Here is a 25,751-nt window from a genome sequence, read left to right as displayed (position 1 = left end):
GCAGGTCGTTAACAGCCCGTCAACCAAACCGTAATGGCGTCACTGAAGTGTTGATGGCGCCGGCGTTTCGACCACGACGACTGGGTCATCCGCACCCGTGACCTCAGGCGCAGCCGCCTCTGCGACCGTCTCGGATGGCGGCGTCAGGTCCAGGGCGTACAGATATGCGCCCTGACACTGTTCCTTGTCGCCATACGACCATTCCGCTGCGCGGTGACGCAGGCCTGCCGTTGCGGCCGGCGACGTGGGCGCCAACAGATCGGCCCGCAAGGTCATGTCCGGTCGCAACTGCTCGCCCGACAGATCAAACGCCCCCGCATAGACCGCCTCGCCGTCGCGGGCCTCGAACCCGGAGGCCCCCAGGCAGAAGTGGGTGATGTACTGGCCGACATTGACCGCGCTCAGACGCCAGCGACCAGGCGGCACCGAGAAGGTCTGGGTCACGGCCCGCGTGCGATCGCCGCGAACAGCGCCGCGCGTTGGCAGGGCGACGGCGAACAGCGCCGGACGATCGTCCTGCTCCCAGGGCTGAATATCGGGCGCAGGCCCCTGGCGGGTAAAGAACAGCGTGCGGCCGCCCTGCTCCGCCATGCCGGTCAGACGCACGGTGACGAGAGCGTCCCCGGACGCCACGGCGACGTCCTCCGGCTTTAGCGCGCGCGGCGGACGCGCGGCGCGCGGGGCCTGCGGGCCTTTACGGGCGGCCGGCGGCGTGGCGCTTTGCGGCGACAAGGCCTGAAGGCTCAACGACGCCTTATCAAGATCGCCCGATTTTCCGATCAGCACCGTGTCGCCGCGCACAGCGTCGTTGTCATAGATGCGAACGATCTCCCCCTTCGGCTGGTCGGCGCCGACGTGGTCCGCCAGGGCGGCGTGGAGTTCCGCCTGCTCCAGCGCATCCAGCGCCTTGCCATCGGTCTCGTCCAGCCGAACGACACGCCAACCGTTCACCACCATGCAGTTTTCGACATTGGCGGCGACGCCTCTACGCTCGTGCATCCCGTTCATCGCGCCTTGGATGACGCCGACCACCAACATGCCCAGCAGACCACCGGCCGCGCCAGCCGCGGCGGCGCTGTTGTCATCAGGCTGCGTCATCCGCGAGGCCTCGGCCAGACACCCGTTCAACGCGGCGTCGTGCTGCGCCAGATCGGCGCCCGCCCGGTTGAAATAGGTGTAGCCAGCGCTGGACCGCGTCAGATCGATCCGGTTCTGGCCGCCCTCAATCGCGGGGCCGACGGCCGTGCGGGTGACGAGTTGGGCGTGGGCCGGTTCTGCGACCATGGCAACAAGGCCGACGACGGCTGCGATACGCTTCATCTGATTTCTCCCCCCGAGAAATCTTCACCTAACGTGCGGCATGTCCCCGCGCAACCGCCGATCAGCGTCGGCCGATCCGCTTGATTTCCCACTCCAGCTGAACGCCGGTCTTGGCCAGGACATCGGCGCGCACCGCCTCGCCCAAGCCTTCGATGTCGGCGGCTGTCGCCTCGCCGGGATTGATGATGAAGTTGGAGTGCAGTTCGCTGAACTTGGCCCCTCCCCCGTTTTCGGCGTGCAGCTTGCCGCGCCAGCCGGCCTCATCCACCAGCTTCCACGACGAATGGCCAGGCGGGTTCTTGAACGTCGAGCCGCCCGTCTTCTCGCGGATCGGCTGGGTGGTCTCGCGACGGCTGGTGATCTCGGAGATCCGGGCCGCTACCGCCTCGGGTTCGTCGGCCGTGCCGCGATAGGTCGCTTCGATCCAGACGATGTCGGCCGGCGCCTGGGAATGGCGATAGGTGTAGCCGAAGTCGGCCAGAGCGTAATCGACCCGCTCGCCCGCCCGCGTCAGGCCCCAGGCCGACACCAGCACGTCCTTGGTCTCGGAGCCGTAGCAACCGGCGTTCATGATCAGGGCGCCGCCGATCGTTCCCGGAATGCCGGCGTAGAATTCCAGCCCGGCGATTCCCGCCTTGGCGCTGGCCTTGGCGACCATCGAGTCCAGCGCGCCCGCGCCGGCCGTGACCGTGTCGCCGTCCGTCGTGATCTGCGCCCACGGGCGGCCCGCCAGGCGGATCACCACGCCCTCGACCCCGCCGTCACGGACGATGACGTTCGATCCGACGCCCAGAACCGTCACCGGCACGGCCGGGTCCAGCGCCTTCAGGAAATCCGCCAGATCCTCGGCGTCCGCCGGAATGAACAGCGCCTCGGCCGCGCCGCCCACCCGGAACCAGGTATAGGGCGCGAGCGGCTCGTTCCGCAGCAGCTTGCCGCGCACTTCGGGCAGAGCGATCACGCCAGAGCCTCCAGCTGCGCCGGCAGGCCATAGGCCCAGCTGGTGATGTCGCCGGCGCCCAGCAGCACGACGACGTCGCCGGATTTGGCCTCGTCCTTGATCAGGCGTGGCAGGACGGCGGCCTTCTCCAGGGCCTGCACGTGACGATGGCCGTAGCGGCGCACGCCGTCGGCCAGGGCGTGCTTGTCCACGCCTTCGATCGGTTGTTCGCCGGCGGGATAGACGTCGGCGACGATCACGCTGTCGGCGTCCGAGAAGCAGGTCGAGAACTCGTCCATCAGATCGCGCAGGCGCGTGTAGCGGTGCGGCTGAACCACCGCGATGACGCGACCTTCCGTCACCTGGCGTGCGGCCTTCAGCACGGCGGCGATCTCGACCGGGTGGTGGCCATAATCATCGACGATGCGGACGCCGCCCACGACGCCGGTGGTGGTAAAGCGCCGCTTGACCCCGCCGAACCCGGCCAGACCGGTGCGGATCGCGTCGTCCGACACGTCCAGTTCCCGCGCCACAGCGATGGCGGCCAGGGCGTTCGACACATTGTGCCAGCCGGCCATCGGAAGGTGCAGACCTTCGATGCGGTGCGTCTCGCCGTTCTGGATCACAACGTCGAAACGCGCGCCGTCCGGTCCCATCTGGCAGTTTTCAGCCCGCACCATGGCCTGCGGGTTCGTGCCGTAAGTGACGAGGCGCCGGTTATCGATGGCCGCGACCAGCTTCTGCACCTCCGGATGGTCCAGGCAGACCGCGGCGAACCCGTAGAAGGGGATGTTCTCGACGAAATCCACGAACGCCTTCCGCACCCCGTCGAAGTCGCCGTAGTGATCCAGATGTTCGGGATCGATGTTGGTGACGATGGCGACCGTCGACTTCAGGCGCAGGAAGCTGCCGTCGCTCTCGTCCGCCTCCACCACGATCCAGTCGCCGTCGCCGACCTTGGCGTTGGTGCCGTAGGCGTTGATGATGCCGCCGTTGACCACCGTGGGATCCAGGCCCGCCGCATCCAGCAGGGCCGCCACCATCGAGGTCGTCGTCGTCTTGCCGTGCGTGCCGCCCACTGCGATCGAGAACTGCAGCCGCATCAGCTCGGCCAGCATCTCGGCCCGGCGCACCAGCGGGATGCGGCGCTCGCGGGCCGCCTTCATCTCGGGATTGTCGGCCTTGACCGCCGTCGAATAGACCACCGCTGAAACGCCCTCGCCCACATGGGCGGCGTCGTGGCCGATGAAGATCTTGGCGCCGAGCTGTTCCAGTCGCTCGGTATTGGCGCTCGCCTTGGCGTCAGAGCCCTGCACCGAATAGCCGATCTTCAGCATGATCTCGGCGATGCCGCTCATGCCGATACCGCCGATGCCGACGAAATGAACGGGACCGAGGTCGAACGGGACGGGGCGAAGGCGTGCGATCATTTTCGCCTCATAAACGCCGCCTCGCCTCCTGCGAAGGGCGCGCCGCACACGGAGCGAACTTTTCTAGGGGCGATCGGGCGCGGCTGTGCACGAACTCGCACAGAACTATTGCGCCTCCACCGAGTTGTCTTCGGGAACGCGCGCGGCTCCCGCTTGCGCCGCTGCTCCAAAGGACTCCCAAGATGGCCAAGAACGCAAAGCCGGCCGGCGCGCCGATGATCGGCAACGCCGGCGAGGTGCACCAGACCGCCTCGACGCCCGAGACCCGCCTGACCACAAATCACGGGACGCCGATCAGCGACAATCAGAACTCGCTCAAGGCCGGGCCGCGCGGCTCGACCCTGCTGGAAGACTTCATCCTCCGCGAGAAGATCCAGCATTTCGACCACGAGCGTATTCCTGAGCGGATCGTTCATGCCCGCGGCTCGGCTGCCCACGGCTTCTTCGAACTGACCGAAAGCCTGTCGGACTTCACCACGGCCAAGATCCTGACCGAGGTCGGCAAGAAGACCGAACTGTTCACCCGCTTCTCGACCGTCGCCGGCGGCGCGGGCTCGGTCGATACGCCGCGCGATGTGCGCGGCTTTGCGGTCAAATTCTATACGACCGAGGGCAACTGGGATCTGGTCGGCAACAACATCCCCGTCTTCTTCATTCAGGACGCGATCAAGTTTCCGGACCTGATCCACTCAGTGAAGATGGAGGCCGACAAGGGCTATCCCCAGGCGGCCAGCGCCCACGACACGTTCTGGGACTTCATCGGCCTGATGCCCGAGAGCATGCATATGGTCATGTGGGCCATGTCCGACCGCGGCATCCCGCGCAGCCTGCGTATGATGGAAGGCTTCGGCGTCAACACCTTCCGGCTGATCAATGCCGAAGGCGAGGCGACGCTGGTCAAGTTCCACTGGCGGCCCAAGCTGGGCACGCAATCCACCTGCTGGGACGAGGCGGTCAAGATCGCCGGCGCAGACCCCGACTATCACCGTCGCGACCTGTATGAGGCCATCGATCAGGGCGACTTCCCCGAATGGGAGTTTGGCGTGCAACTGTTCACCCAGGAACAGGCCGACGCCCTGCCCTTCGACATTCTGGACGCGACCAAGCTGGTGCCGGAGGAAGACTATCCGATCCGCGTGATCGGCCGCATGGTCCTGGACCGCAACCCTGATAACTTCTTCGCCGAGACCGAACAGGTCGCCTTCCTGCCGACCAACATCGTGCCCGGCATCGACTTCTCGGAGGATCCGCTGCTGCAGGGGCGGCTGTTCTCCTATCAGGACACCCAGCTGTCGCGCCTGGGCACGGTCAACTTCCACCAAATCCCGATCAACCAGGCCAAGGGCTGCCCCTTCCAGAACTTCCAGCGCGACGGCCATATGCAGATGGCTGTGCCCAAGGGCCGCGCCAACTACGAGCCCAACAGCCTGGCCGAAGCGGGCGAGGACGGCGGCCCGCGTGAAGATCCCAAGGGCGGTTTCCGCACCGCGCCTGTTCCAGTCGAGGGCGAAAAGGTCCGGCTGCGCGCCGAAAGCTTCGCCGATCACTACAGCCAGGCGCGACTGTTCTTCCGCTCCCAGACCGAGATCGAACAGGCCCATTTGGCCAGCGCCATCGTCTTTGAACTGTCCAAGGTGTCGCTCGCTCACGTTCGCGAGCGTGTTCTGGCCAATCTGCAGAACGTCGATGAAACCCTGGCCCAGCGGGTCGCAGACGGCCTGAACCTGCCCCTGCCCAAGGCGTCGGACCCCGGTGTGGCGCCCATCGATCTGGACGCTTCGCCTGCCTTGCGCATCGTCGGCAAATATCCCGACACCCTGAAGGGCCGAAAGGTCGCCATCCTGGTCGCCGACGGCTCGGACGGCGCGATCGTCGACGCCGTGAAAGCGGTGGTTGAAGGCAACGGCGGCTCGGTCTTCATCGTCGCGCCCAAGATCGGCGGCGCAAAGCTGAAGGGCGGCAAGACGCTGGCGGCAGACGGTCAGCTGGCCGGCAGCCCGTCGGTCCTGTTCGACGCCGTGGCGATCGTTCTGTCCGAGGACGGCTGCGCCCAGATGCTGAAAGAAGGCGCCGCAGTCGATTTCGCCAAGGACGCCTTCGGCCACCTCAAGGCCATCGGCCACACGCCCGAGGCTCAGCCCCTGCTGGACAAGGCGGGCGTCGAGCCGGACACCGGCGTGATCGATCTGTCCAAGGACGCCAAAGGCTTCCTCGCCCCCGCCCGCACCCGCCAATGGGATCGCGAGCCCAAGGTGCGCATGCTGGCGTGACGCGCAGTCGTGCCCATCATCCCTTCTCGCAAGGGGAGGGATGACGGGACCGGGCGGATTTCAACACTGCCTTAACCGTAAGGATTCACCATAGCGGTCTCATTGTTGCGAGACCGCGTTCCATGTCCGATCTTAAGACCGACGTCATTCATCGTGGCGACTGCATCGCGGTGTTGAAGAGCCTTCCCGACGCCTCGGTGGACATGGTCTTCGCTGATCCGCCCTATAACCTGCAGCTGGGCGGTGATCTGCTCCGTCCCGACAACTCCAAGGTCGATGCGGTCGACGACGACTGGGACAAGTTCGCCAGCTTCGCCGAATACGACGCCTTCACCCGCGCCTGGCTGGCGGAGTGCCGCCGCGTGCTGAAGCCCGAGGGCTCGATCTGGGTGATCGGCAGCTATCACAACGTCTTCCGCCTGGGTTCCGCGATCCAGGACCTGGGCTTCTGGGTGCTGAACGACATCATCTGGCGAAAGTCCAACCCGATGCCGAACTTCAAGGGCACCCGCTTCACCAACGCCCATGAGACCCTGATCTGGGCCGCCAAGTCGCGCGATCAGAAGCGCTACACCTTCAACTACGATGCGCTAAAGGCCTTCAACGAAGACACCCAGATGCGCTCCGACTGGACCTTCGCCCTGTGCACGGGTGAGGAGCGGATCAAGGACGCCGACGGCAAGAAGGCCCATCCGACCCAGAAGCCCGAAGCCCTGCTGCACCGTGTCCTGCTGTCGGCGACGCGCCCCGGCGACGTGATCCTGGATCCCTTCTTCGGCACCGGCACCACCGGCGCCGCCGCCAAACGCCTGGGCCGCCACTACATCGGCATCGAGCGTGACGAGACCTATGCCGAGGTCGCCGAAACCCGCATCGCCTCGGTCATCCCTGCCCGCCCCGAGGACCTGATGGTCACAGGCTCCAAGCGCGCCGAGCCCAAGGTGCCGTTCGGCGCCTTGGTCGAGGCTGGCCTGCTGCAACCCGGCGACCGCCTGTACTGCCCCAAGGGCGAGCGCGAGGCGCGGGTTCGCGCGGACGGTTCGCTGGTCCACGGCTCGCTCAGCGGCTCAATCCACAAGCTGGGCGCGCTGCTGGAGAATGCGCCGGCCTGCAACGGCTGGACCTACTGGCGCTTCAAGACCGATCAGGGGCTGAAATCCATCGACGCCCTCCGCTCGGAAGTTCGCGCCGCGATATAAGCCGCTGCGACGACGCGTCGCATAAGCCACATCAATCACTTAGCTGGCAATCTGTCGCCGATACGTACGATTTCGCACACGAAATGTGGATCAGCTTCGCTGTAACCCCTCGAAACCTATGTGAAAATTCGCTGCCTGCGATGGAACTTCGCAGTTGCGAGAACATTGATGTCAACGGCCCGCCAAGATGCGGTGTCGGAGCACATCACCATGAAAATCGCGCAGATCACCCCGCTGTACGAGGCCGTGCCTCCCAAGCTGTATGGCGGTACGGAGCGTGTGGTCGCGCATCTGACCGACGCCCTGGTCGAGCTGGGGCACGACGTGACGCTGTTCGCCAGCGCCGACGCCCAGACCAAGGCGCGTCTGGTGCCCGTGCGCGATCAGGCTATCCGCCTGGATCCGGCGCCGCTGAAATCCGATCTCGCCGCCCACCTGTCGATGCTGGGCGAAGTTCTGGACCGCGCCGACGAATTCGACGTGATCCACTTCCACACAGACATGGTCCACTTCCCGCTGTTCCAGAAATATGCGGACAAGACTTTGACGACCCTGCACGGCCGTCTGGATATGAAGGACCTGCCCGGCGTCTATGCGCGCTGGAGCGAGTTCGGCCTGGTCTCGATCTCCGACGATCAGCGTAAGCCGCTGCATTTCGCCAACTGGAAGGCCACCGTCCATCACGGAATGCCTGGCGAACAATATATCTTCTCGCCGAAGTCCGAGGGCTATCTGGCCTTCCTGGGTCGCATATCGCCCGAGAAGCGCCCCGACCGCGCCATCGAGATCGCCACCAAACTCGGCAAGCGTCTGAAGATGGCCGCCAAGGTGGACGCCGCCGACAAACGCTATTGGGAAGAGACGATCCGCCCGCTGGTCGAGGGCAATCCGCTGATCGAGTTCATCGGCGAGATCGGCGACCATCAGAAGTCCGCCTTCCTCGGCGGCGCCGAAGCCCTGCTCTTCCCTATCGATTGGCCGGAGCCGTTCGGTTTGGTGATGATCGAGGCCATGGCCTGCGGCACGCCGGTCGTCGCCTTCCGCTGCGGTTCGACGCCCGAGGTCATCGAAGACGGCGCCACAGGCTTCCTCGTCGACACGATGGAGCAGGCGATCGCTGCGGCCGGGCGCGTCCATCTGCTGGACCGCGAGGCTGTACGCGCGCGCTTCGACTTGCGCTTCTCCGCCACCGCCATGGCCCGGCGTTATCTGGACGTCTACGGCGACCTACTGGCGCGCCGTCCGTTCGCGGAAGCCGCGTTGGACAATGTCGTCACCCCGCTGCGTCCGCTCGAAGAAGACCGCAGCTTCGCCGCCATCGCATAAGCGTCGCAGCCTACGATTACCCAAGAAAAACAGGCGGCGGGGGTGAACCCTCTGCCGCCTGTTTCATTTCATCTCTCAAGCGGCCCCTGAGCGCCGTATTCGGGTGCGACACGTTCGGCCAAGGCCTCACAACGACGGGGAAGAGACCGCATGGACGACGCCTATTCCACTCAACTGACCGCCGGTGAATCGGTCGAGGCCACGGGTCTCGAGCAGCTGATGGCGCTGAAGGAAGGCGATACCTTCCTGGTCGCCGACGGATGGGGCGACATGAAGGGCGGCGCCGACGGCCTGTTCGCAGGCGACACCCGCGTCCTGTCGCGTTGGGCGATGACCGTCGGCCTGCTGAAGCCGTCGCGCCTGTCGTCCGGCGTCAGCCAGGACAACGTCTTCTTCTCCTGCCACACCACCAATCGTCCCCTGCCCCCGATGGGCGGCCGATCGGCGCCGGCCGGCGTCCTGCATATCGAGCGCCGGCGCTTCCTGTGGAACCGGCGGATGTTCGAGCGTATCCGCATGGTCAATCACGGGGTGGAGGACATCCTGCTGCCGCTGGCCTTCGACTTCGGCGCGGACTTTTTCGATATCTTCCAGGTGCGCGGCACGCCGCGAGCCAAGCGCGGAACCATCCACACGCCGACCACAGACGGCCGTCGCGTCACCTTCCGCTACACCGGCCTGGACGACGTGGATCGATCCAGCTGCATCGCCTTCTCCGAACCGCCCGCGCGCCTGACGCATCAACGCGCCGAGTTCATGTTCAGCTTGCCCAAGGGCCGCTCGCTGGACCTGTTCATCGAATGCGGCGTGAACGCCTGCGAGACGCCGGACGCCGATCGCTGGCGCCAGAACGCCATCCAGGCCCGCCTGGCCATGCGCGCCAAACGCCGGCGCGGCGCCTCGGTGCGCGGCCCGCGCAGCCCGCGCTTCAACGACTGGCTGGACCAGTCGCGCGCCGACATGGCGCTGTTGACCACAGACCTGCCGACCGGCCCCTATCCCTATGCGGGCACGCCGTGGTTCTCCACGCCGTTCGGCCGCGACGGCATCATCTCGGCTTGGCAAATGCTGTGGCTGGATCCGTCGCTGGCCAAGGGCGTGCTGACCTATCTGGCCTCGCGCCAGGCGACCGAGACCTCGCTCTATCGGGACAGCCAGCCCGGCAAGATCATGCACGAGACCCGCGGCGGCGAGATGAGCGCCCTGCATGAGGTGCCGTTCGGTCTCTACTATGGCGGGGTCGACACCACCTGCCTGTTCGTGGCCCTGGCCGGCGCCTACGCGAACCGCACCGGCGATCTCGATCTGATCCGCAAGCTCTGGCCCAATCTGATCGCGGCCGCCGACTGGATGCGCGACTATGGCGACAGCAACAACGACGGCCTGATCGACTATCAGCGCGGCGCCGACACCGGCCTGTCCAATCAGGGCTGGAAGGACTCAGAGGATTCCATCTTCCACGCCGACGGCCGCTTCCCCAAGGGTCCGATCGCGCTTCTGGAGGTTCAGGGCTACGCCTTCGCCGCCTGGAAGGCGTTGGGTGATCTGGGCGAGCGCCTGCACGACGACCGCACGACCGAATGGCGGATGCGCGCCGAACAGGTCCGCTCTCTGGTCGAGGAAAAGTTCTGGATGGAGGACGAGGGCTTCTACGCCGTGGCCCTCGACGGCGACGGCCAGCAATGTCGCGCCATCGCCTCCAACGCCGGGCACCTGCTATTCACCGGCCTGCCGTCGCTGGAACGCGCGCGGCGCGTTACTAAACGCCTGCTGACCGCCGAGTTCCGCACCGGCTGGGGCATCCGCACGCTGGAGGTCGGACAGGCCCGCTTCAATCCAATGAGCTATCATAACGGCTCGGTCTGGCCGCACGACACCGCCATGGCCGCCGCCGGCATGGCGGCTTACGGCGAGCGCGACGCGGTCGCGGAAATCCTGGCCGAGATCTACGCTGCCGCCGCCCACTTCCACCTGCGACTGCCTGAACTGTTCTGCGGCTTCCCGCGTGAGCCGGGCGAGCCGCCCATTGCCTATCCGGTCGCCTGTCTGCCCCAGGCCTGGGCGGCGGGATCGGTCTTCCTGATGCTTCAGGCGACGCTGGGCCTCTCGATCGACGCCTGGACCGAGACAGTCGATCTCGCCGACCCCGTCCTGCCCGCCGGCCTGGATCGTCTGAAGATCACCGGCCTGGAAGTCGGCGGCGCCGTCGTCGATCTGAACATCCAGCACGCCGACGGGCGCGCGGTGGTCATCCCCCGCCACAAGCAGGGCAAGGTTTCGATCCGCACTTTGCGATAGGGGTCAGCCGAACAGATCAGGCGCGCTCGCCCGGTCCAGCGCCTTGGCGAAGACCGTCGGCAGGGCGGCCCGCGCCGCCTCGATCGGCATCCAGCGATAGGGGCCGTCTGCATCGACGCGCGCCGTCATCACCGTCAGGGTCAGGCTGAAGTGGGTGAAGACGTGCTCCACCGCCCCCGCTTGGCGCCACTCGGCCGCGACCGGCGCTGCAGCAGCAGGATCGCCCGTCGCCCAGTCGCTGGTCGGCAGGCCCAGCATTCCGCCCAGCAGTCCCTTTTCAGACCGCGTCTCGACCGCGACACGCCCCTGGTCGTCAACCAGCACATAGGCGATGCCCCGCCGATGCGGCCGCTCCGCCTTCCTGGTCTTCATCGGAAACCGGGCCGGGTCGCCCGTGGCCAGACCCAGGCATTCGCTGGCTACCGGACAGGTCCCGCACGACGGCGACTTGGGCCGGCACACTGTGGCGCCCAGATCCATCAGCGCCTGCGCCCAGTCTCCGGGCCGCTCATGGGTGACGAACAGGCCGGCCAGTCGCCTCAGCTCGGGCCGGGCGGCGGGGACCGGCGTCTCGACCGCGAACAGACGCGCCATGACCCGCTCGACATTGCCGTCCACGACATTGGCCGCACGGTCGAAGGCGATGGAGGCGACGGCTGCGGCCGTATAGGCGCCGACGCCCGGCAGGGCGAGCAACGCCGCCTCGGTGTCCGGAAACACGCCGCCATGCTCGCCCGCCACCGCCCGCGCACAGGCCAGCAGGTTGCGCGCACGCGCATAGTAGCCTAACCCGGCCCAGGCCCCCATCACCTCCGCATCCTCGGCCGCCGCCAGGTCCGAGACCGTCGGCCAGCGCGTGGTGAAGGCGTGGAAATACGGCGTCGCATGCGGCACGGTCGTCTGCTGCAGCATGACCTCCGACAACCAGACGCGGTACGGCTCGGTCCGCGGCGCGCCTACGACGGCCCGCCACGGCAGGCTGCGCGCATGGGCGTCGTACCAGGCCAGCAGCCGGGAGCGGATCAGGTCTATGTCGGGAGAGACGTCAGGCATCGGTCGAGCTATATAGACCCATGCGCCGCACGCTGCCCACAGACGCCGAGGTCCGCGAGATCCTGTCTCGCCGCCGCACCCGTCCGGTCCCCCGACCGGCGCCGCGCGCGGGCAAGGCGCTGACGCCCCTGATCAAGAAGCTGGACGAGCAGTTCGGACGCGGCGCTGGCGCGCTGGAGCCCCGTTGGCGTGAGATCGTCGGCGATCGCCTGGCCCGTGTCACCCGCCCCCAGAAGCTGACCAAGGGCAAGGGCGGCCAGCCGGGCGTGCTGGAGTTGCGCGTCGTCGGCGCCGCCGCCCTGCTGATCCAGCATCAGTCCGAAGACATTCTGGCCCGCGTCAACCTGTTCCTGGGCGCCGGGACGGTGGATCGATTGCGCATCGCCCAAGGTCCGGTCGCCCCTTTGAAGGAGGCCGCCGCCCGTCCCAAACGCAGCGCCAAGCCGCCGCCCCTGCCCGCCCAGGCCGAGGCCGATCTGGCCGCATCGATCGCTTCAGCCCCCGACGATCTGCGCGCCGCCCTGGCCCGGCTGGGCCGCGTCGCCCTGTCGCGCTCCGACATCGACACGGACTGAACTCTGCCCCTCGGTTGGCAGGTCTTCTCGCCTGCTGTAGGTAGGGACGGTAAAGATGAGAATTCCGCACGGCATGTCCCGGTCGCGCGCCTGGACACCTAGCCTCGATGAAGCAACAAGACGATTGGCGACTGACCGAGCTCGTGGAGCACGAGATGGGTCGAGGCGACCCGTTTGCGGCGGCCGTTCGTGGCACGCGCATGCCGATGGTCATCACCAATCCGCGCCTGCCCGATAACCCGATCGTCTTCGTCAACAAGGCCTTCCAGGACCTGACGGGTTACGAACGCGACGAAATCATCGGGCAGAACTGCCGGTTCCTCCAAGGCCCCAAGTCGGACAAAGCCTCCGTAGCCAGCATCCGCGAAGCGATCGACGCCGGCAAAGACATTCATGTCGACCTGCTGAATTATCGCAAGGACGGCAGCACCTTCTGGAACGCCCTGTTCATCAGCCCGGTGCGCAACGCCGAGGGCGAGATCGAGTATTTCTTCGCCTCTCAGCTGAACGTTACCGAACGCGTCGAGGCTCAGGTCCTGGTCGAAAAGCAGAAAGCCGTCGTCGAGCGTGAGGTCGCCGCCCGCACCGCCGATCTGCAGGAAGCGCTGACGGCCAAGACCCTGCTGCTTCATGAGGTCGATCACCGGGTCAAGAACAACCTGACCATGATCGGTTCGCTGCTGCGGCTGCAATCGCGCTCCCTGTCCGATCCGGCCCTGACCGCGACCCTCGATTCCATGCTGGAGCGGGTGGACGCCCTGGCGACCGTTCACCGCAAACTCTACCAGTCCGAGGACGTCACCCAGTTCGACGTCGGCGCCTTCACCAACACCCTGGTCGCCGATGTCATCGGATCGACGGGACGCAGCGACATCGAGGTCTCCGTCGATGTCGAGGCGATGTTCATCCCTTCGACCCACGCCTCGTCGATCGGCCTGATCATCAACGAACTGCTGACCAATGCGATCAAGCACGCCTTCGCCGATCATCGGGGCGGCCGATTGATCGTCTCGGCCAAGAAGACGGAACAAGGCGGCCAGGTCGTTGTTCAGGACGACGGACCCGGCATTCCCGGCGCCGCGCATCAGGGATTGGGCAAGACTTTGATCGGTCGTCTCTCCAAACAGATCGGCGGCAAGACGCTGTGGCTGCCGGCCGAACCCGGAACACGCGCGGTCGTCGACTTCCCCGTGAGCGGCTAGGTGGGCGCCGCTGGGGCCCACTTCGACGTCCTTGTCGTCGAGGACGAGGCCTGCTCGTGATGGATCTCGAGGCCATGCTCGAGGATGAGGGCCACCGGCTGGTCGCCGAGGCCATGTCGCTGAGCGAGGTCGAGACTCTGTCGCTCGATGCCCCGCCCGATATCGCCTTCGTCGATATCCAGTTGGCGGACAACTCCAGCGGCCTGGACGTTTGTCGCCTGATCAAGGATCGCTGGCCGTCGACCGCCGTCGTGTTCCTGACCGCCAACCCCAAGATGATCCCCGAGGACTTCTTGGGTGCGCATGGCGTGATCCCCAAGCCCTTCTCGCGTTCCGGCCTGCTGTCGGCGATGCGCTTCATTCAGCAGGGTCTAAGCGATCCGCCGCCGCGTCAGGACAGGCCGCAAAGTTTCATCCCCGCACCGGCGATCGATCGGGCCTGGGCGCGCGGATAAGGCGCTGTTGACAAAACTTCGCCGCACCTGTTCCAGACTAGTTCAGGGTTGCGCCATTCCCGGGGAATCGCGCGATCATCGCCAACGATCCGATCCGAGGAACCTTCATGGCCGACACTGAATCCCGCTTCGCCCGCATGAGCCGTCGTGCGGCCATCACCGGCGCCGCACTGGCGACCATGGCTCTGGCGGCCTGCGGCGGCGGCGCCAAGGGTGCGGCCGAAGGCGACATGGGTCTGGGCGCGCCCGAAGGCGCCAAGGTCACCGTGGTCGAATACGCCTCGGTCACCTGCCCCCACTGCGCCCTGTGGCAGAAGAACACCTGGCCGGCGTTCAAGGCCAAATACGTCGACACGAACAAGGTCCGCTACGTCTTCCGCGAACTGCCGACGCCGCCGGTCGACGCCGCCACCGCCGGCTTCCTGGTCGCGCGCTGCGCCGGTCCGGACAAGTATTTCGACGTCGTCCACCAGCTGATGGCGACGCAGCAGGAGATGCTGACGTCCTCGCCGCGCGACTGGCTGCTGCGGACCGCCCAGGCCGCCGGCCTGTCCGAGCAGCAGTTCAACGACTGCGTCACCGATAAGGACGCCGTCGCCGCCATGGAGAAGCGCGTTCAGGCCGCCCGCGCCCAGGGCGTGACCGGCACCCCCGCCTTCTACGTCAACGAAACGCAGGTCATCTCGCCCGGCGGCGAAGGCGCCAGCCTGGCCGACCTGTCCACCGCCATCGACGCGGCCCTGGCCAAGTAACCGAGGCCAAGCGAGATGATGCGACGCGCCTTCATCGCCGCCGGTTTCGCCCTCGCCGCCTTGACCGGCGGTTCGGCGGCGCCGGCGCTCGCCGCCGATGCGCCTCCGCCCGTCACGGCCCAGGACCATGTTCTGGGTCGGGCGAACGCGCGGGTGACGGTGATCGAATACGCGTCCTTCACCTGCTCGCACTGCGCGGACTTCCACAACACCGTGCTGCCAGCCTTCAAGGCCAAGTATATCGACACCGGCAAGGTCCGGCTGGTTCACCGCAATCTGCCGACCCCGCCCGCCAATCTGGCCGCCGCCGCCGCCGTCGTGGCGATGTGCGCAGCGCCCGAGCGCTACTTCGACGTGGCCGCCGTCTTCATGCGTGATCAGGCGGGCCTGCGCGTCACCGGACCGCAACCCTGGTTCGCCGCCGGCATCGCCGCCAGCGGTAAGACCCGCGAACAGATTCAGACCTGCATCGAAACCACCGCCGTCCGCACCGCCCTGGATCAGCAGATCGAGGGGGCCGAAAAGGCCGGCGTCACCGGGACGCCCACCTTCTTCATCAACGGGACGATGATGATGGATCATTCGATGGAGGCCCTGTCGGCCGCCATCGATCCGCTGCTTCGGTAGTCCGTCGGGACGATGCAGTTCCAGCGCCTCCGGCTCGTCGGCTTCAAGTCGTTCGTCGATCCGGCGGAGGTGCATATCGAATCCGGCCTGACCGGCGTCGTCGGCCCCAACGGCTGCGGCAAGTCCAACGTCCTGGAAAGCCTGCGCTGGGTGATGGGGGCCAACTCGGCCAAGGCCATGCGTGGTCAGGGGATGGACGACGTCATCTTCGCCGGGGCTGCCGGGCGTCCTCCGCGCAGCCACGCCGAAGTCAGCCTGACCATCGACAACGCGCAACGCCGCGCGCCCCAGCCCTTTACCGACAGCCCCGTGCTGGAGGTGTCGCGCCGGATCGACCGGGGTCAGGGCTCGACCTACCGCATCAACGGCAAGGAGGTGCGCGCCCGCGACGTCCAGCTGCTGTTCGCCGACGCCTCGACCGGCGCCAACTCACCCGCCCTGGTGCGTCAGGGCCAGATCTCGGAACTGATCGCCGCCAAGCCGCAGAACCGCCGCCGCATCCTGGAAGAGGCGGGCGGCGTCGCCGGTTTGCACACCCGTCGGCACGAGGCCGAGCTGCGCCTTAAGGCCGCCGAGACCAATCTGGACCGGCTGGACGACATCGGCCGCGAGCTGGAGACGGCGCTGAACCGGCTGAAGCGCGAGGCCCGCCAGGCCGAGAAATACAAGAAGATCTCAGCAGAGATCCGCGCCCTTCAGGCCGCCCTGCTCTATGTGCGTTGGAACGACGCGCGTCTGGCCGCAGAGGCCGCCGCCGCCGAACTGCGCGACGCCGACCGGGCGGTGGCCGACACCACGACCGCCGCCGCCGCAGCCCAGACGGCCGCCCTGTCCGCCCAGGACGCCCTGAAGCCCGCGCGGGAAGAGGACGCCGTCGCCTCCGCCCTACTGCACCGCGCCAGCCTGGAGCGCGATCGGCTGGACATGGCCGAACAGGCGGCCCGCGCGGAGGTGGATCGCCTCAAGGCCGAGGCCGTCCGCATCGCCGCCGACGCTGCGCGCGAGGACGGCATGGCCGCCGAGGCCCAGCGCGAACTGGACCGGCTCGACAACGAACTGAGCCGGCTGAAGGCCGAGATCGCCGCCGCCCCCGAAAGCGGCCCCGAACTGGACAAGGCCCTGACCGCCGCTGAGGACGCCCGCAAGGCCGCCGACGGCGAGGTCGAACGGCTGGCGGGGATGCTGGCCGCCGTCGAGGCCCGCGCCAACGCCGAGACGGCCCGCAAGCGCGACGCCGAGGCCCGATTGGCCCGCGTCGCCGCCCAGCACGATCAGGCCCGACGCGAACGCGAGGCTATGGGGCCGCTGGAAACGCCCGAGTTGGAAACCGCCCGCCAGGCGCTGGAAGCCGCGCAGGCCGACCTCGCCGCGGCGCGCGACGCCGTCGAGGCGGCTGAGGCCACACGCGGCGACCTGGCCCGCGCCGAACAAGAGGCCCGCACCGCCGCGCGCGCCGCAGAGGACCGGCTGGGCCGACTTCAGACCGAGGCGCGCGGCCTGGCCCAACTGCTGGTCACCGGCAAGCGCGACCATCCTCCCGCCCTGGACCAGGTGCGGGCCGACAAGGGGTTCGAAGCCGCCTTGGCCGCCGCCCTGGGCGACGATCTGGACGCGGCCCTGGACGCCAAAGCCGCCGCCTATTGGGGAGGGGCGAACGCGCCCTCCCCGTCCTGGCCCGCCGGGATCACGCCTTTGGCGGAGCATGTTCAGGCGCCGGAACAGCTGACCGCGCGCCTCGCCCTGTGCGGCGTGGCGCCGACGGCCGACGCGGCCCGGCTGGCTCAGGCCCTGCCGCCCGGCGCGCGCCTGGTGACGGTCGAGGGCGACCTCTATCGCTGGGACGGGTTCGTAAGCCGCGCCGAGGCGCCGCGCCCGGCCGCCGTGCGGCTGGCCCAGCGCACGCGCCTGGCCGAGCTTGAAGCCGAGATCGACAAGGGCAGACCAGCGCTGGATCAGGCGCAGGCGGCCCAGAAGTTGGCGACGGAAGCCTTTCGCGCCGCCGAAGAGACGGTCAAGGCCGCACGCCTGAAGCCCTTCGCCGCCGAAAAGGCCGTGACCTCCGCCCGCGACCGCGTCGAGACCCTGGCCCGCGAGCAGGCCCGACGCGAGGCCCGCGCCCAGGCGTTGGACGATACCGTGAGCCGGCTGGCGGCCGACGCAGCCGAGGCGCAAGCCGCCCTGGACGCCGCCCAGACTACCGACGCCCCGTCCGAGACGATCGCCGGCCTGCGCGATGAACTGACCGCCGCCCGCGCCACGGCCGACGCGGCCCGCACCGCCGCCCAGACGGCCCGCTCGGACCGTGATGCCGAGGCTCGCGATCGTCAGGGTCGCGAGCAGCGGCTGGGCAGCCTGACCCGTGCGCGCGAAGGCTGGGTCACGCGGTCCAAGGACAGCGCCGGCCGCGTCGCCGCCCTGGCCAAGGACGCCGACCGGACGGCCGCCCTGCTGAAGCAGGCCGAGGTCGCGCCCCAGGGCTTCTCTGAACAGCGTGGCAAGCTGCTGGACACGCTGGTCGCCGCCGAACAGAGGAAACAGGCGGCGTCGGACGCCATGGCCGTCACCGAGACCGAGGCGACCGAGGCCGACCGCGCGTCGCGCACCGCCGAGACCGCCGCGTCGCAGGCCCGCGAGGCCCGCGCCGGCCTGTCCGCCCGCGCCGAAGCCGCCGCCGAGAAGTTGGCCGAGGCCGAGACCACCCTGCGCGAGACGGCGCAGATGTCGCCGCAGGAGCTGGGTCAGAAGCTGACGGACGACGCCATCGCCCGCCCGCCCGACGCCGCCGGCGCCGAGAGCCTGCTCTACGGGCTGGAGCGCGAACGCGAGGCCCTGGGGGCCGTCAACCTGCGCGCCGAGGACGAGGCGGTCGAATACGGCGAACGGTTGAACAGCATGAAGTCGGAGCGGATCGACCTGACCCAGGCCATCGCCAAGCTGCGCGACGGCATCGACGAGCTGAACGCCGAGGGCCGTGAGCGGCTGGTGGCGGCGTTCGACGTCATCAACGCCAACTTCAAGACCCTGTTCGAGGCCCTGTTCGGCGGGGGTCAGGCGGAGCTGAAGCTGGTCGAGAGCGACGACCCGCTGGAGGCGGGGCTGGAGATCTACGCCTGCCCGCCCGGCAAGCGGTTGTCGGTCATGAGCCTGATGAGCGGGGGCGAGCAGGCGCTGACGGCGGCGGCCCTGATCTTCGGCGTCTTCCTGGCCAACCCGGCGCCGGTCTGCGTGCTGGACGAGGTGGACGCGCCGCTGGATGACGCCAACGTGGACCGCTTCTGCCGGATGCTGCACGAGATGCGCAGCCGCACCGACACCCGCTTCATCGTCATCACCCACAACCCCGTCACCATGAGCCGGATGGACCGGCTGTACGGCGTCACCATGCCCGAACGCGGCATGAGCCAGCTGGTCAGCGTGGACCTGAAACAGGCGGAGACCCTGGTCGCATGATCGCCCTGCTGCTCGCGCTCGCCGATCCGCAGCTGGTCCCGACCGGCGTGGGACGGTTCGCCATCTATGCCGACGCCGCCTCGATCGAACGCGAGGGCGACGTGGCGCGGATGCGGGAACTGCAGGTGACCGAGGCCGGGTTCAAGGTCGGAGACGTGACCTATGTCGGGGGCTGGTCGCGGTGGGCGTTCGACTGCCGCGCGAGGACGGCGGATCGGCTGGACTTCTCCTCTTTGAAGGCGGACGGGACAGAAGGGCCGGCGACCCCGGACGCCGCCCCGGCCTATGACGCCGCGCCGGGCGGGGATGCAGCCGAGCTGCTGGCCATCGCCTGCGGGGTCGAACGGCCGGCTCAAGCGCTGACGCTGGAGCAGGCCATCAGCCAGGGACAAAGGGCGCTGGCGGATTGACGGCCCCCTCGGCGGGCTTGTCCGACCCTTGCGGCCATTCGATGCGGTCGCGCGGCAGGGCCTCGCGGCATTCGTCGCGCATGAAGGCCATCAGCTTCTCGCGGATCTCGCAGCGCAGGTCGAAGGCGACCGGGGCCGAGCGGGCGCTGGCCAGGCATCGAACCTGAAGCACGCGTTCGGTGATGTCGGTGACCTGCATCACCTGCACGTCGCCGTCCCAATGTTTGGACGCCTTGACGATGCCCTCGAAGGCGGTGCGCAGCCGGTCGACGGGCGCTTCGTAGTCAACATAGAAGAAGGCTGTGCCGATCAGGCGGGCGTTCTCGCGCGTCCAGTTCTGGAAGGGTTTGGTGATGAAGTAGGACAGCGGCAGCACCATCCGGCGCCAGTCCCACAGCTTGACCACCACATAGGTCGAGGTGATCTCCTCGACATTGCCCCACTCGTTCTCGACGATGACGGCGTCGTCCAGGCGGATGGGCTGGGTCAGGGCGATCTGGATGCCGGCGACCATGTTCGTCAGGATCGGCTGAAGCGCCAGACCGGCGATGATGCCGACCACGCCGGCCGAGGCCAGCAGGCTGACGCCCCACTGGCGGAAACCGGCGATGGTCATCAGGGCCAGGCCCACGGTGACGATGAACAGCACGACCTTGGCGACCCGCTGAAGGATGCGGGTCTGGGTCAGGTGCTTCCTGGCCAGCAGATTGTCCTCGACGGCGATATTGTACCGCTTGAGGTGCATGACCGACCACATGTCGAGCACGCCCGACGCCATCCAGCCGAGGGTCAGGATGAACAGGAACAGCAGCACCGCTCGGATGTCGGCCGAGGGCGCGGGATCCATCGGCGAGACGGTCACGCCGATGCCGATGCCGATGATGATGATCAGGACGCGCAGCTTGACCCGGGCGCGTTCGACCACGCCGCGCCAGAAGAGATCCTTATTCCGAACGACGCGACGCAGGATGGCGAAGACGATCTTGTGCGTCAGCCAGCCGCCGCCGACGAAGACCAGCAGGACCAGGCCGATGACCGCCCATTCGGGCAGCCAGTCGAACCGGTGCCACAGGGCGCGGATCTGGCGGGTGACGGCGATGATTTCGGGAGGCATGAGCTTCCTAACGCGTCAGGGCCGAGAGGGTTGATGTCTCCTCCCTGTCGCGAAGCGATGGGGAGGTGGCGCGGCGCGCTCTTTGCGCCGTGACGGAGGGGTTTCTTCGGCGCGAAGAGCCCCTCCACCGCTACGCGGTCCCCCTCCCCACATGTGGGGAGGAGACATTATGCTCGGCCGGCCGTTGCCTCGACGAGGTCGGCCAGGCGTTGGGCGGCGTCGGGGATGGCGACGCTGCGGGCGGCGGCAGACATGGCCGACAGGCGCGCCGGATCGGACAGGACCCCGGTCAGGGTCGAGGCCAGGCGATCGACGGTCAGGTCGTCTTCCAGAATGACCTCGGCCGCGCCCGCATCGGTCAGGGCCTTGGCGTTCAGGCGCTGGTGGTCGTCGGTGGCGATCTTCAGCGGAATCAGGACGGACGGCAGGGCCGCGACAGCCAGTTCGGCGCAGGTCGAGGCGCCGGAGCGGCCGACGACCAGGTGCGCCTTGGACAGCCGGTCAGCCATGTCGCGGAAGAAGGGGGCGACCTCGGCCTCGATCCCGGCCTCCAGATAGATCTGACGGGCGGCCTCCAGCGTTTCGGGGCGTGACTGCTGCTGCACCTTCAGGCGACGGCGCAGGGCTTCAGGCAGGGCGGCCAGGGCGCGGGGCGTGGTCTCGGACAGGATGCGGGCGCCCTGGCTGCCGCCGGTCACCAGCAGATGGATGGGGCCATCGGCGGCAGGAGCGGCATAGGGGCGGTCGAACAGGGCGCGGATCTCGGACCGCACCGGCGAGCCGACGACGTGCGAGCGGCCCTGGACCTTGGCCGGCGCGCGTTCGAGCGTCGGGAAGGATGAAGCGACCTGACCGACATAGGGGGCCAGGATGCGGTTGGTGCGGCCAAGGACCGCGTTCTGTTCATGGATCACCGTCGGTCGCTGGGACGTGACGGCGGCGACCAGGGCCGGGGCGGACGGATAGCCGCCGAAGCCGACGACGATGTCGGCGCCCAGCCGGTCGAAGGCCGTTCGCGCCTGGACCACGCCCTTGAAGATGGCGACGCCGGCCTTGATCAGGCCCAGCGGGCCGGAGCCGGTGGCGGCGTCAAGCGCCAGCCGTTCCTCGGCCGGAAAGGCGTGGGCGTATTGTTCGCCCCGATGATCGGTCGCCAGGACCACGCGCCAGCCGCGCGCCGCCATCTCGCGCGCCAGGGCCTCGGCCGGGAACATATGGCCGCCGGTGCCGCCGGCGGCGACGACGCAGAGCTTGGTCATGGGCGAGGCTCCGAAAAAGAGGGTCTGAATAGTCTGAAGTTCAGACGGTGGGCAGGCAAAAACACCGTCTAATTCGTCTAATCTGTCTAATGTCGGCGGGGAACGGTGCGGCGAGGAATGGGGCGGCGACAGGATCGCACGGTTTTGAGGCGTGGGCAGGAGACGGTCGCTGGTCGGCTCCAGGCGTTTGAAATTACGGGGACGTCTAGTCGGGAAAATGCTGGCTAATCTTCTTTCGTCATCCTCCGACGAGCGGAGCGAGATCGGGGGACCCAGCGGCGCCGGAGGCGATGGGTCCGCCACTACATCTTCGACACGCTGAGTCCGCGACAGGTTCGCGCTCGCGCGCGCCGCTGGGTCCCCCGGTCGCTTCGCGCCGGAGGATGACGAAGTCAAAGGAGCCGCCGGCCCATGGTCAGGCTGGCGCCGGGTTCGTAGGCGCCGGGTCGGCGCCGCGTCAGGGCGAGCGCAAAGCCCATGGTCAGGCCCATGGCCAGCATGGAGGAGCCGCCGTAGCTGATGAAGGGCAGGGTCATGCCCTTGGTCGGGATCAGGTTCAGGTTCACCGCGACGTTGATGCAGGCCTGAAGCCCGATCAGCATGAACAGGCCCGCCGCCGCCGTCTGTTCGAACGGGTCGGTCAGCTTCATGGCCCGGCGCATGCCGCGAATGACGATGAAGGCGTAGAGGCTGATCATGATCAGGCTGAGGATCAGGCCGAACTCCTCGGCGCCGACGGAATAGATGAAGTCGGTGTGCAGGTCAGGCACGCGGCGCTTCATCACGCCCTCGCCGATGCCCCGGCCCAGCAGGCCGCCGGCGCGGATGGCCTCGGACGCGCTGTCGATCTGGTGGGTGTCGGTGGTTTCGGGCGAGAAGAAGCGGCTGAGGCGGTCACGCATGTGGCCGAAGACGAAATACAGCGACACCAGCCCCGCCATGCCGAGGCTGGCCAGAACCGCCATCCATTTGAACGGCACGCCCGCCATGAAGAAGACGGCCATGAAGGTGGTGGTGATCAGAAGCGTCTGGCCGATGTCGGGCTGGATCAGCAGCAGCGAGACGGTCAGGGCGTAGAAGCCGAAGGCGATGGTGACGCCGGGCACCCCCTGCCCCTTTTGCGCCTCGGCGAACATCCAGGCGGCGAAGACGATCAGGCCGGGCTTGGCGAACTCGGACGGTTGCAGGCTGAAGGGGCCGAAGTTCACCCAGCGGGCGGCCCCTTTCACCGTGTCGCCGATGAATGGCAAGGCCATCATCACGAAGATGGCCCCGAACAGGGCCAGGACCGCGATCCTGCGCACGCCGCGCGGCGACATCAGCGAGGTCGTCAGCATGATGCTGAGCCCCACGCCCGAAAAGACCATCATCCGCCAGGAATAGTGGAAAGGGTCGGTGATCGATTCATCGGCCAGGATGGCGGCGGGGCTGGAGGCGAAGCTGAGCGCGACGCCCAAAGCCATCAGCGCGAGGGCCGCGCCCAGCAGGCCGCGATCCACGGTCCAGAACCACTGGGCCACATGGCTCTGATCGTTGCGGGAAAAGGCGGGGGTGTAGGGAGCGCTCATGACGCGGTTTCCGGGACGGCGCCGAGGGCCAGGACGGCGGCGCGGAAGGCCTCGCCGCGCGCCTCGAAGTCCTTGAACTGATCGAAGCTGGCGCAGGCGGGGGACAGGAGGACGATCTGGTCGCCGCCGGCAGAGGCCGCATCGGCGGCTGCGGCGGCCACGGCGGCGTCGAGGGTGCGGGCGATAACGTGGGGCGCAGCGCCTAACGTTTCGGCGAAAGCTGGAGCCGCGTCGCCGATCAGATAGGCCTTGGCGATGCGGGGGAAGAGGTCGGCCAGGTCCGCGATGCCGCCGGCCTTGGGCACGCCGCCGGCGATCCAGAAGACGGAACGGTAGGAGGCCAGGGCCTGACGCGCGGCATCGGCGTTGGTGGCCTTGGAGTCGTTGATGAAGCGAACGGAGCCGAGGCGGCCGACCGCCTCCATCCGGTGGGCCAGGCCGGGGAAGGACAGCAGGCCGGCGACGGCGGCGTCGTGATCAAGGCCAAGCGCGCGGGCGGTCGCATAGGCGAAGGCGGCGTTCTGGGCGTTGTGACGGCCGGGGAGCGAGCGGGCGGCGGTGAGGTCGGCGACCCGTTCGCCGTTCTTCAGAATAGCACCCGGCTGCGCGACATATCCTTCTGCTCTCTGTGAGGGGTGGGTCGAGATGACGGTGGCGCGATCTGACAGGTCACGCGCAATCCCCTGCCCCCAGCTGTCGTCCACGCCCACCAGGGCCACATCATCCCGCCCCTGATTGGCGAAGATGCGCGCCTTGGCCGCAACATAGCCGTCCATGTCGCCGTGACGGTCCAGGTGGTCGGGCGAGATGTTCGTCAGGATGGCGACGTCGGGGACGAAGGTCGTGGTCAGGTCCAGCTGATAGCTGGAGACCTCGATCACATAGACAGCCTCGGGCGTCGGTTCTGGCAGGGCCAGGACGCCGACGCCGATATTGCCGCCAACGTGGACCGTCAGGCCCGCCGACTTCAGCACCCAGCCGATCAGCGCGGTGGTGGTCGACTTGCCGTTGGTTCCGGTGATGGCGACGACGCGCGGCCGCTGATCCTTCGGCCGGTCGGCCAGGGCGCGGGCGAACAGTTCGATGTCGCCGAGGACAGGCACGCCGGCCGCGCGGGCCAGGTCCACGGTCCAGTGGGGCCTGGGATGGGTCAGGGGCGCGCCGGGCGACAGGACCAGGGCGGCGAAGTCGGACCAGTCGGCGGCGGCCAGGTCCTTGACCGTGAAGCCCTCGCCTATCGCCTGCGCCCGGCCGGCCTCGCCGTCGTCCCACAGAATCGGGATCGCGCCCCCGGCCTGAAGGGCGCGCGCGGCCGTGATCCCCGACCGTCCCAGGCCGAAGACCGCGACCCGCCTGCCTTCAAAGCCGGGAACGGAGATCATCGGATCAGCGCAGCTTCAGCGTGGACAGGCCCAGCAGGGCCAGGGCGCCGGCGATGATCCAGAAGCGGATGACGACGGTGGATTCCGGCCAGCCCATCTTCTCGAAATGGTGGTGGACCGGCGCCATCAGGAAGATGCGCTTCTTGGTCAGCTTGTAATAGCCGACCTGGATCATGACCGAGGCGGCCTCCATGACGAACAGGCCGCCGACGATGCCCAGGACCAGTTCGTGCTTGGTGGTGACGGCGATGGCGCCGAGCGCGCCGCCCAGAGCCAGCGAACCGGTGTCGCCCATGAAGATCTTGGCCGGCGGGGCGTTGTACCAGAGGAAGCCCGCGCCGCCGCCGATCATGGCCGCGCAGAAGATGGCCAGTTCACCCGCGCCAGGCACGTGGTGGACCTGAAGATACTGGGCGAAGACGAAGTTGCCGGCGAGGTAGCTGATCACGCCGAACGCGCCCGCCGCCATCATCACCGGCACGGTCGCCAGGCCGTCCAGACCGTCGGTCAGATTCACCGCATTGGAGAAGCCGACGATGGTGAAGGCCGCGAACGCCACATAGAACCAGCCGATGTTCAGCAGCACGGCCTTGAAGAAGGGGAAGGCGATCGACGTCTCAAGCCCCGGCGAGGTCGGCGACACCGTCATCCACAGCACGGTCAGCACGCCGGCGACGACGGCGACGACGGTCTGGGCCAGGAGCTTCTGCTTGGAGGTCAGGCCGGCCGAGGTCTGTTTGGTCACCTTGGCGTAGTCGTCGATGAAGCCCAGCACGCCGAAGGCCGCCGTCACGAAGCTGACGATCCAGATGTAGGGGTTGGTCAGGTCGCCCCAGAGCAGCACCGCCACGCCGATGCCGGCCAGGATCATCAGACCGCCCATGGTCGGGGTGCCGACCTTGGACAGGTGGGACACCGGGCCGTCGTCGCGGATCGGCTGGCCCCGGCCCTGTTTGGCGCGGATCCAGTTGATGAAGCGGCTGCCCATGGCGACGGCGACGATCATGGCGGTGGCCATGGCGAGCGCCACGCGCACCGTCTGGTACTGAACCAGGTTCAGCAGCGGATACTGGTGCGCCACGTCGGCGTAGTAGAGATAGAGCAGATAGAACATGTTTCTT

General features: G+C 67.8%; 20 protein-coding genes. 11 read left to right on the top strand and 9 right to left on the bottom strand.

Features of this window, described 5'->3' with window-relative positions; all coding sequences use genetic code 11:
• Positions 1 to 39: 39 nt before the first annotated feature.
• From DT343_RS16680 to murC, 3 genes are all read right to left on the bottom strand, one after another.
• Entirely contained in the window at positions 40 to 1,320 is a 1,281-nt protein-coding gene (locus DT343_RS16680) for a hypothetical protein (protein WP_112863765.1), read from the bottom strand.
• Positions 1,321 to 1,381: 61 nt separating this feature from the next.
• Positions 1,382 to 2,281 carry a UDP-N-acetylmuramate dehydrogenase gene (gene murB, locus DT343_RS16675; RefSeq protein WP_112863764.1) on the bottom strand — a complete coding sequence of 300 codons (900 nt, stop codon included), beginning with the start codon at positions 2,279 to 2,281 and terminating at the stop codon, positions 1,382 to 1,384.
• The gene (murC, locus tag DT343_RS16670; protein ID WP_112863763.1) at positions 2,278 to 3,690 is read right to left on the bottom strand and encodes a UDP-N-acetylmuramate--L-alanine ligase; all 1,413 of its coding nucleotides are present in this window, start codon (positions 3,688 to 3,690) and stop codon (positions 2,278 to 2,280) included. The genes murB and murC overlap by 4 nt, the downstream gene beginning before the upstream one ends.
• Positions 3,691 to 3,872: 182 nt before the next feature.
• Here murC and DT343_RS16665 point away from each other — a divergent pair, with 182 nt between their 5' ends.
• From DT343_RS16665 to DT343_RS16650, 4 genes are all read left to right on the top strand, one after another.
• Complete coding sequence (locus tag DT343_RS16665; RefSeq protein ID WP_112863762.1) at positions 3,873 to 5,960, top strand: catalase; 2,088 nt, start codon at positions 3,873 to 3,875, stop codon at positions 5,958 to 5,960.
• 122 nt (positions 5,961 to 6,082) lie between these two features.
• Entirely contained in the window at positions 6,083 to 7,159 is a 1,077-nt protein-coding gene (locus tag DT343_RS16660; RefSeq protein ID WP_112863761.1) for a site-specific DNA-methyltransferase, read from the top strand.
• A 210-nt stretch (positions 7,160 to 7,369) separates the two neighbouring features.
• Entirely contained in the window at positions 7,370 to 8,485 is a 1,116-nt protein-coding gene (locus tag DT343_RS16655) for a glycosyltransferase family 4 protein (protein WP_112863859.1), read from the top strand.
• A gap of 150 nt (positions 8,486 to 8,635) precedes the next feature.
• A complete protein-coding gene (locus tag DT343_RS16650) occupies positions 8,636 to 10,783 on the top strand; it encodes an amylo-alpha-1,6-glucosidase (RefSeq protein WP_112863760.1) in 2,148 nt (715 codons plus the stop codon).
• A 3-nt stretch (positions 10,784 to 10,786) separates the two neighbouring features.
• Here DT343_RS16650 and mutY read toward each other — a convergent pair whose 3' ends face one another.
• Positions 10,787 to 11,836, bottom strand: coding sequence for an A/G-specific adenine glycosylase (gene mutY, locus DT343_RS16645; protein WP_112863759.1), 1,050 nt, complete (start codon positions 11,834 to 11,836; stop codon positions 10,787 to 10,789).
• Between the two features lie 20 nt (positions 11,837 to 11,856).
• Between mutY and DT343_RS16640 the strand changes: the two genes are divergently transcribed.
• The 7 genes from DT343_RS16640 (at position 11,857) to DT343_RS16610 (ending at position 19,307) form a co-directional block, all read left to right on the top strand.
• Positions 11,857 to 12,411, top strand: coding sequence for a DUF721 domain-containing protein (locus DT343_RS16640; protein WP_112863758.1), 555 nt, complete (start codon positions 11,857 to 11,859; stop codon positions 12,409 to 12,411).
• A 107-nt stretch (positions 12,412 to 12,518) separates the two neighbouring features.
• The gene (locus DT343_RS16635; protein ID WP_112863757.1) at positions 12,519 to 13,613 is read left to right on the top strand and encodes a PAS domain-containing protein; all 1,095 of its coding nucleotides are present in this window, start codon (positions 12,519 to 12,521) and stop codon (positions 13,611 to 13,613) included.
• A 59-nt stretch (positions 13,614 to 13,672) separates the two neighbouring features.
• Positions 13,673 to 14,068 (top strand): response regulator, encoded by a 396-nt coding sequence (locus DT343_RS16630; RefSeq protein WP_258522617.1) that lies wholly within the window; start codon positions 13,673 to 13,675, stop codon positions 14,066 to 14,068.
• Between the two features lie 107 nt (positions 14,069 to 14,175).
• A complete protein-coding gene (locus DT343_RS16625) occupies positions 14,176 to 14,820 on the top strand; it encodes a DsbA family protein (protein WP_039246870.1) in 645 nt (214 codons plus the stop codon).
• 15 nt (positions 14,821 to 14,835) lie between these two features.
• Positions 14,836 to 15,447, top strand: a complete 612-nt coding sequence (locus DT343_RS16620) for a thioredoxin domain-containing protein (RefSeq protein WP_112863756.1) — start codon at positions 14,836 to 14,838, stop codon at positions 15,445 to 15,447.
• Positions 15,448 to 15,459: 12 nt separating this feature from the next.
• Positions 15,460 to 18,897 (top strand): chromosome segregation protein SMC, encoded by a 3,438-nt coding sequence (gene smc / locus DT343_RS16615; RefSeq protein WP_112863755.1) that lies wholly within the window; start codon positions 15,460 to 15,462, stop codon positions 18,895 to 18,897.
• Positions 18,894 to 19,307 carry a surface-adhesin E family protein gene (locus DT343_RS16610; RefSeq protein ID WP_112863754.1) on the top strand — a complete coding sequence of 138 codons (414 nt, stop codon included), beginning with the start codon at positions 18,894 to 18,896 and terminating at the stop codon, positions 19,305 to 19,307. Before smc ends, DT343_RS16610 begins: the two co-directional genes overlap by 4 nt.
• Here the strand turns inward: DT343_RS16610 and DT343_RS16605 are convergent.
• From DT343_RS16605 to mraY, 5 genes are all read right to left on the bottom strand, one after another.
• Positions 19,276 to 20,421 carry a mechanosensitive ion channel family protein gene (locus tag DT343_RS16605; RefSeq protein WP_112863753.1) on the bottom strand — a complete coding sequence of 382 codons (1,146 nt, stop codon included), beginning with the start codon at positions 20,419 to 20,421 and terminating at the stop codon, positions 19,276 to 19,278. The two genes, DT343_RS16610 and DT343_RS16605, sit on opposite strands and share 32 nt — an antisense overlap.
• 167 nt (positions 20,422 to 20,588) lie before the next feature.
• Positions 20,589 to 21,680 (bottom strand): undecaprenyldiphospho-muramoylpentapeptide beta-N-acetylglucosaminyltransferase, encoded by a 1,092-nt coding sequence (murG, locus tag DT343_RS16600; protein WP_112863752.1) that lies wholly within the window; start codon positions 21,678 to 21,680, stop codon positions 20,589 to 20,591.
• 392 nt (positions 21,681 to 22,072) lie between these two features.
• Positions 22,073 to 23,248, bottom strand: coding sequence for a peptidoglycan glycosyltransferase FtsW (locus DT343_RS16595; protein WP_112863751.1), 1,176 nt, complete (start codon positions 23,246 to 23,248; stop codon positions 22,073 to 22,075).
• The gene (gene murD / locus DT343_RS16590; protein ID WP_112863750.1) at positions 23,245 to 24,630 is read right to left on the bottom strand and encodes a UDP-N-acetylmuramoyl-L-alanine--D-glutamate ligase; all 1,386 of its coding nucleotides are present in this window, start codon (positions 24,628 to 24,630) and stop codon (positions 23,245 to 23,247) included. Before murD ends, DT343_RS16595 begins: the two co-directional genes overlap by 4 nt.
• Before the next feature lie 4 nt (positions 24,631 to 24,634).
• Positions 24,635 to 25,744: a phospho-N-acetylmuramoyl-pentapeptide-transferase gene (gene mraY / locus DT343_RS16585; RefSeq protein WP_017504532.1), complete on the bottom strand. Its 1,110-nt coding sequence runs from the start codon at positions 25,742 to 25,744 to the stop codon at positions 24,635 to 24,637.
• Between the last annotated feature and the right edge of the window lie 7 nt (positions 25,745 to 25,751).

The organism is Brevundimonas vesicularis, assembly GCF_900445985.1.
Classification (GTDB): domain Bacteria; phylum Pseudomonadota; class Alphaproteobacteria; order Caulobacterales; family Caulobacteraceae; genus Brevundimonas; species Brevundimonas vesicularis_D.
The sequence above is the reverse complement of the archived record's forward strand: the minus strand, read 5'-3'. Positions and strand labels throughout refer to the sequence as shown.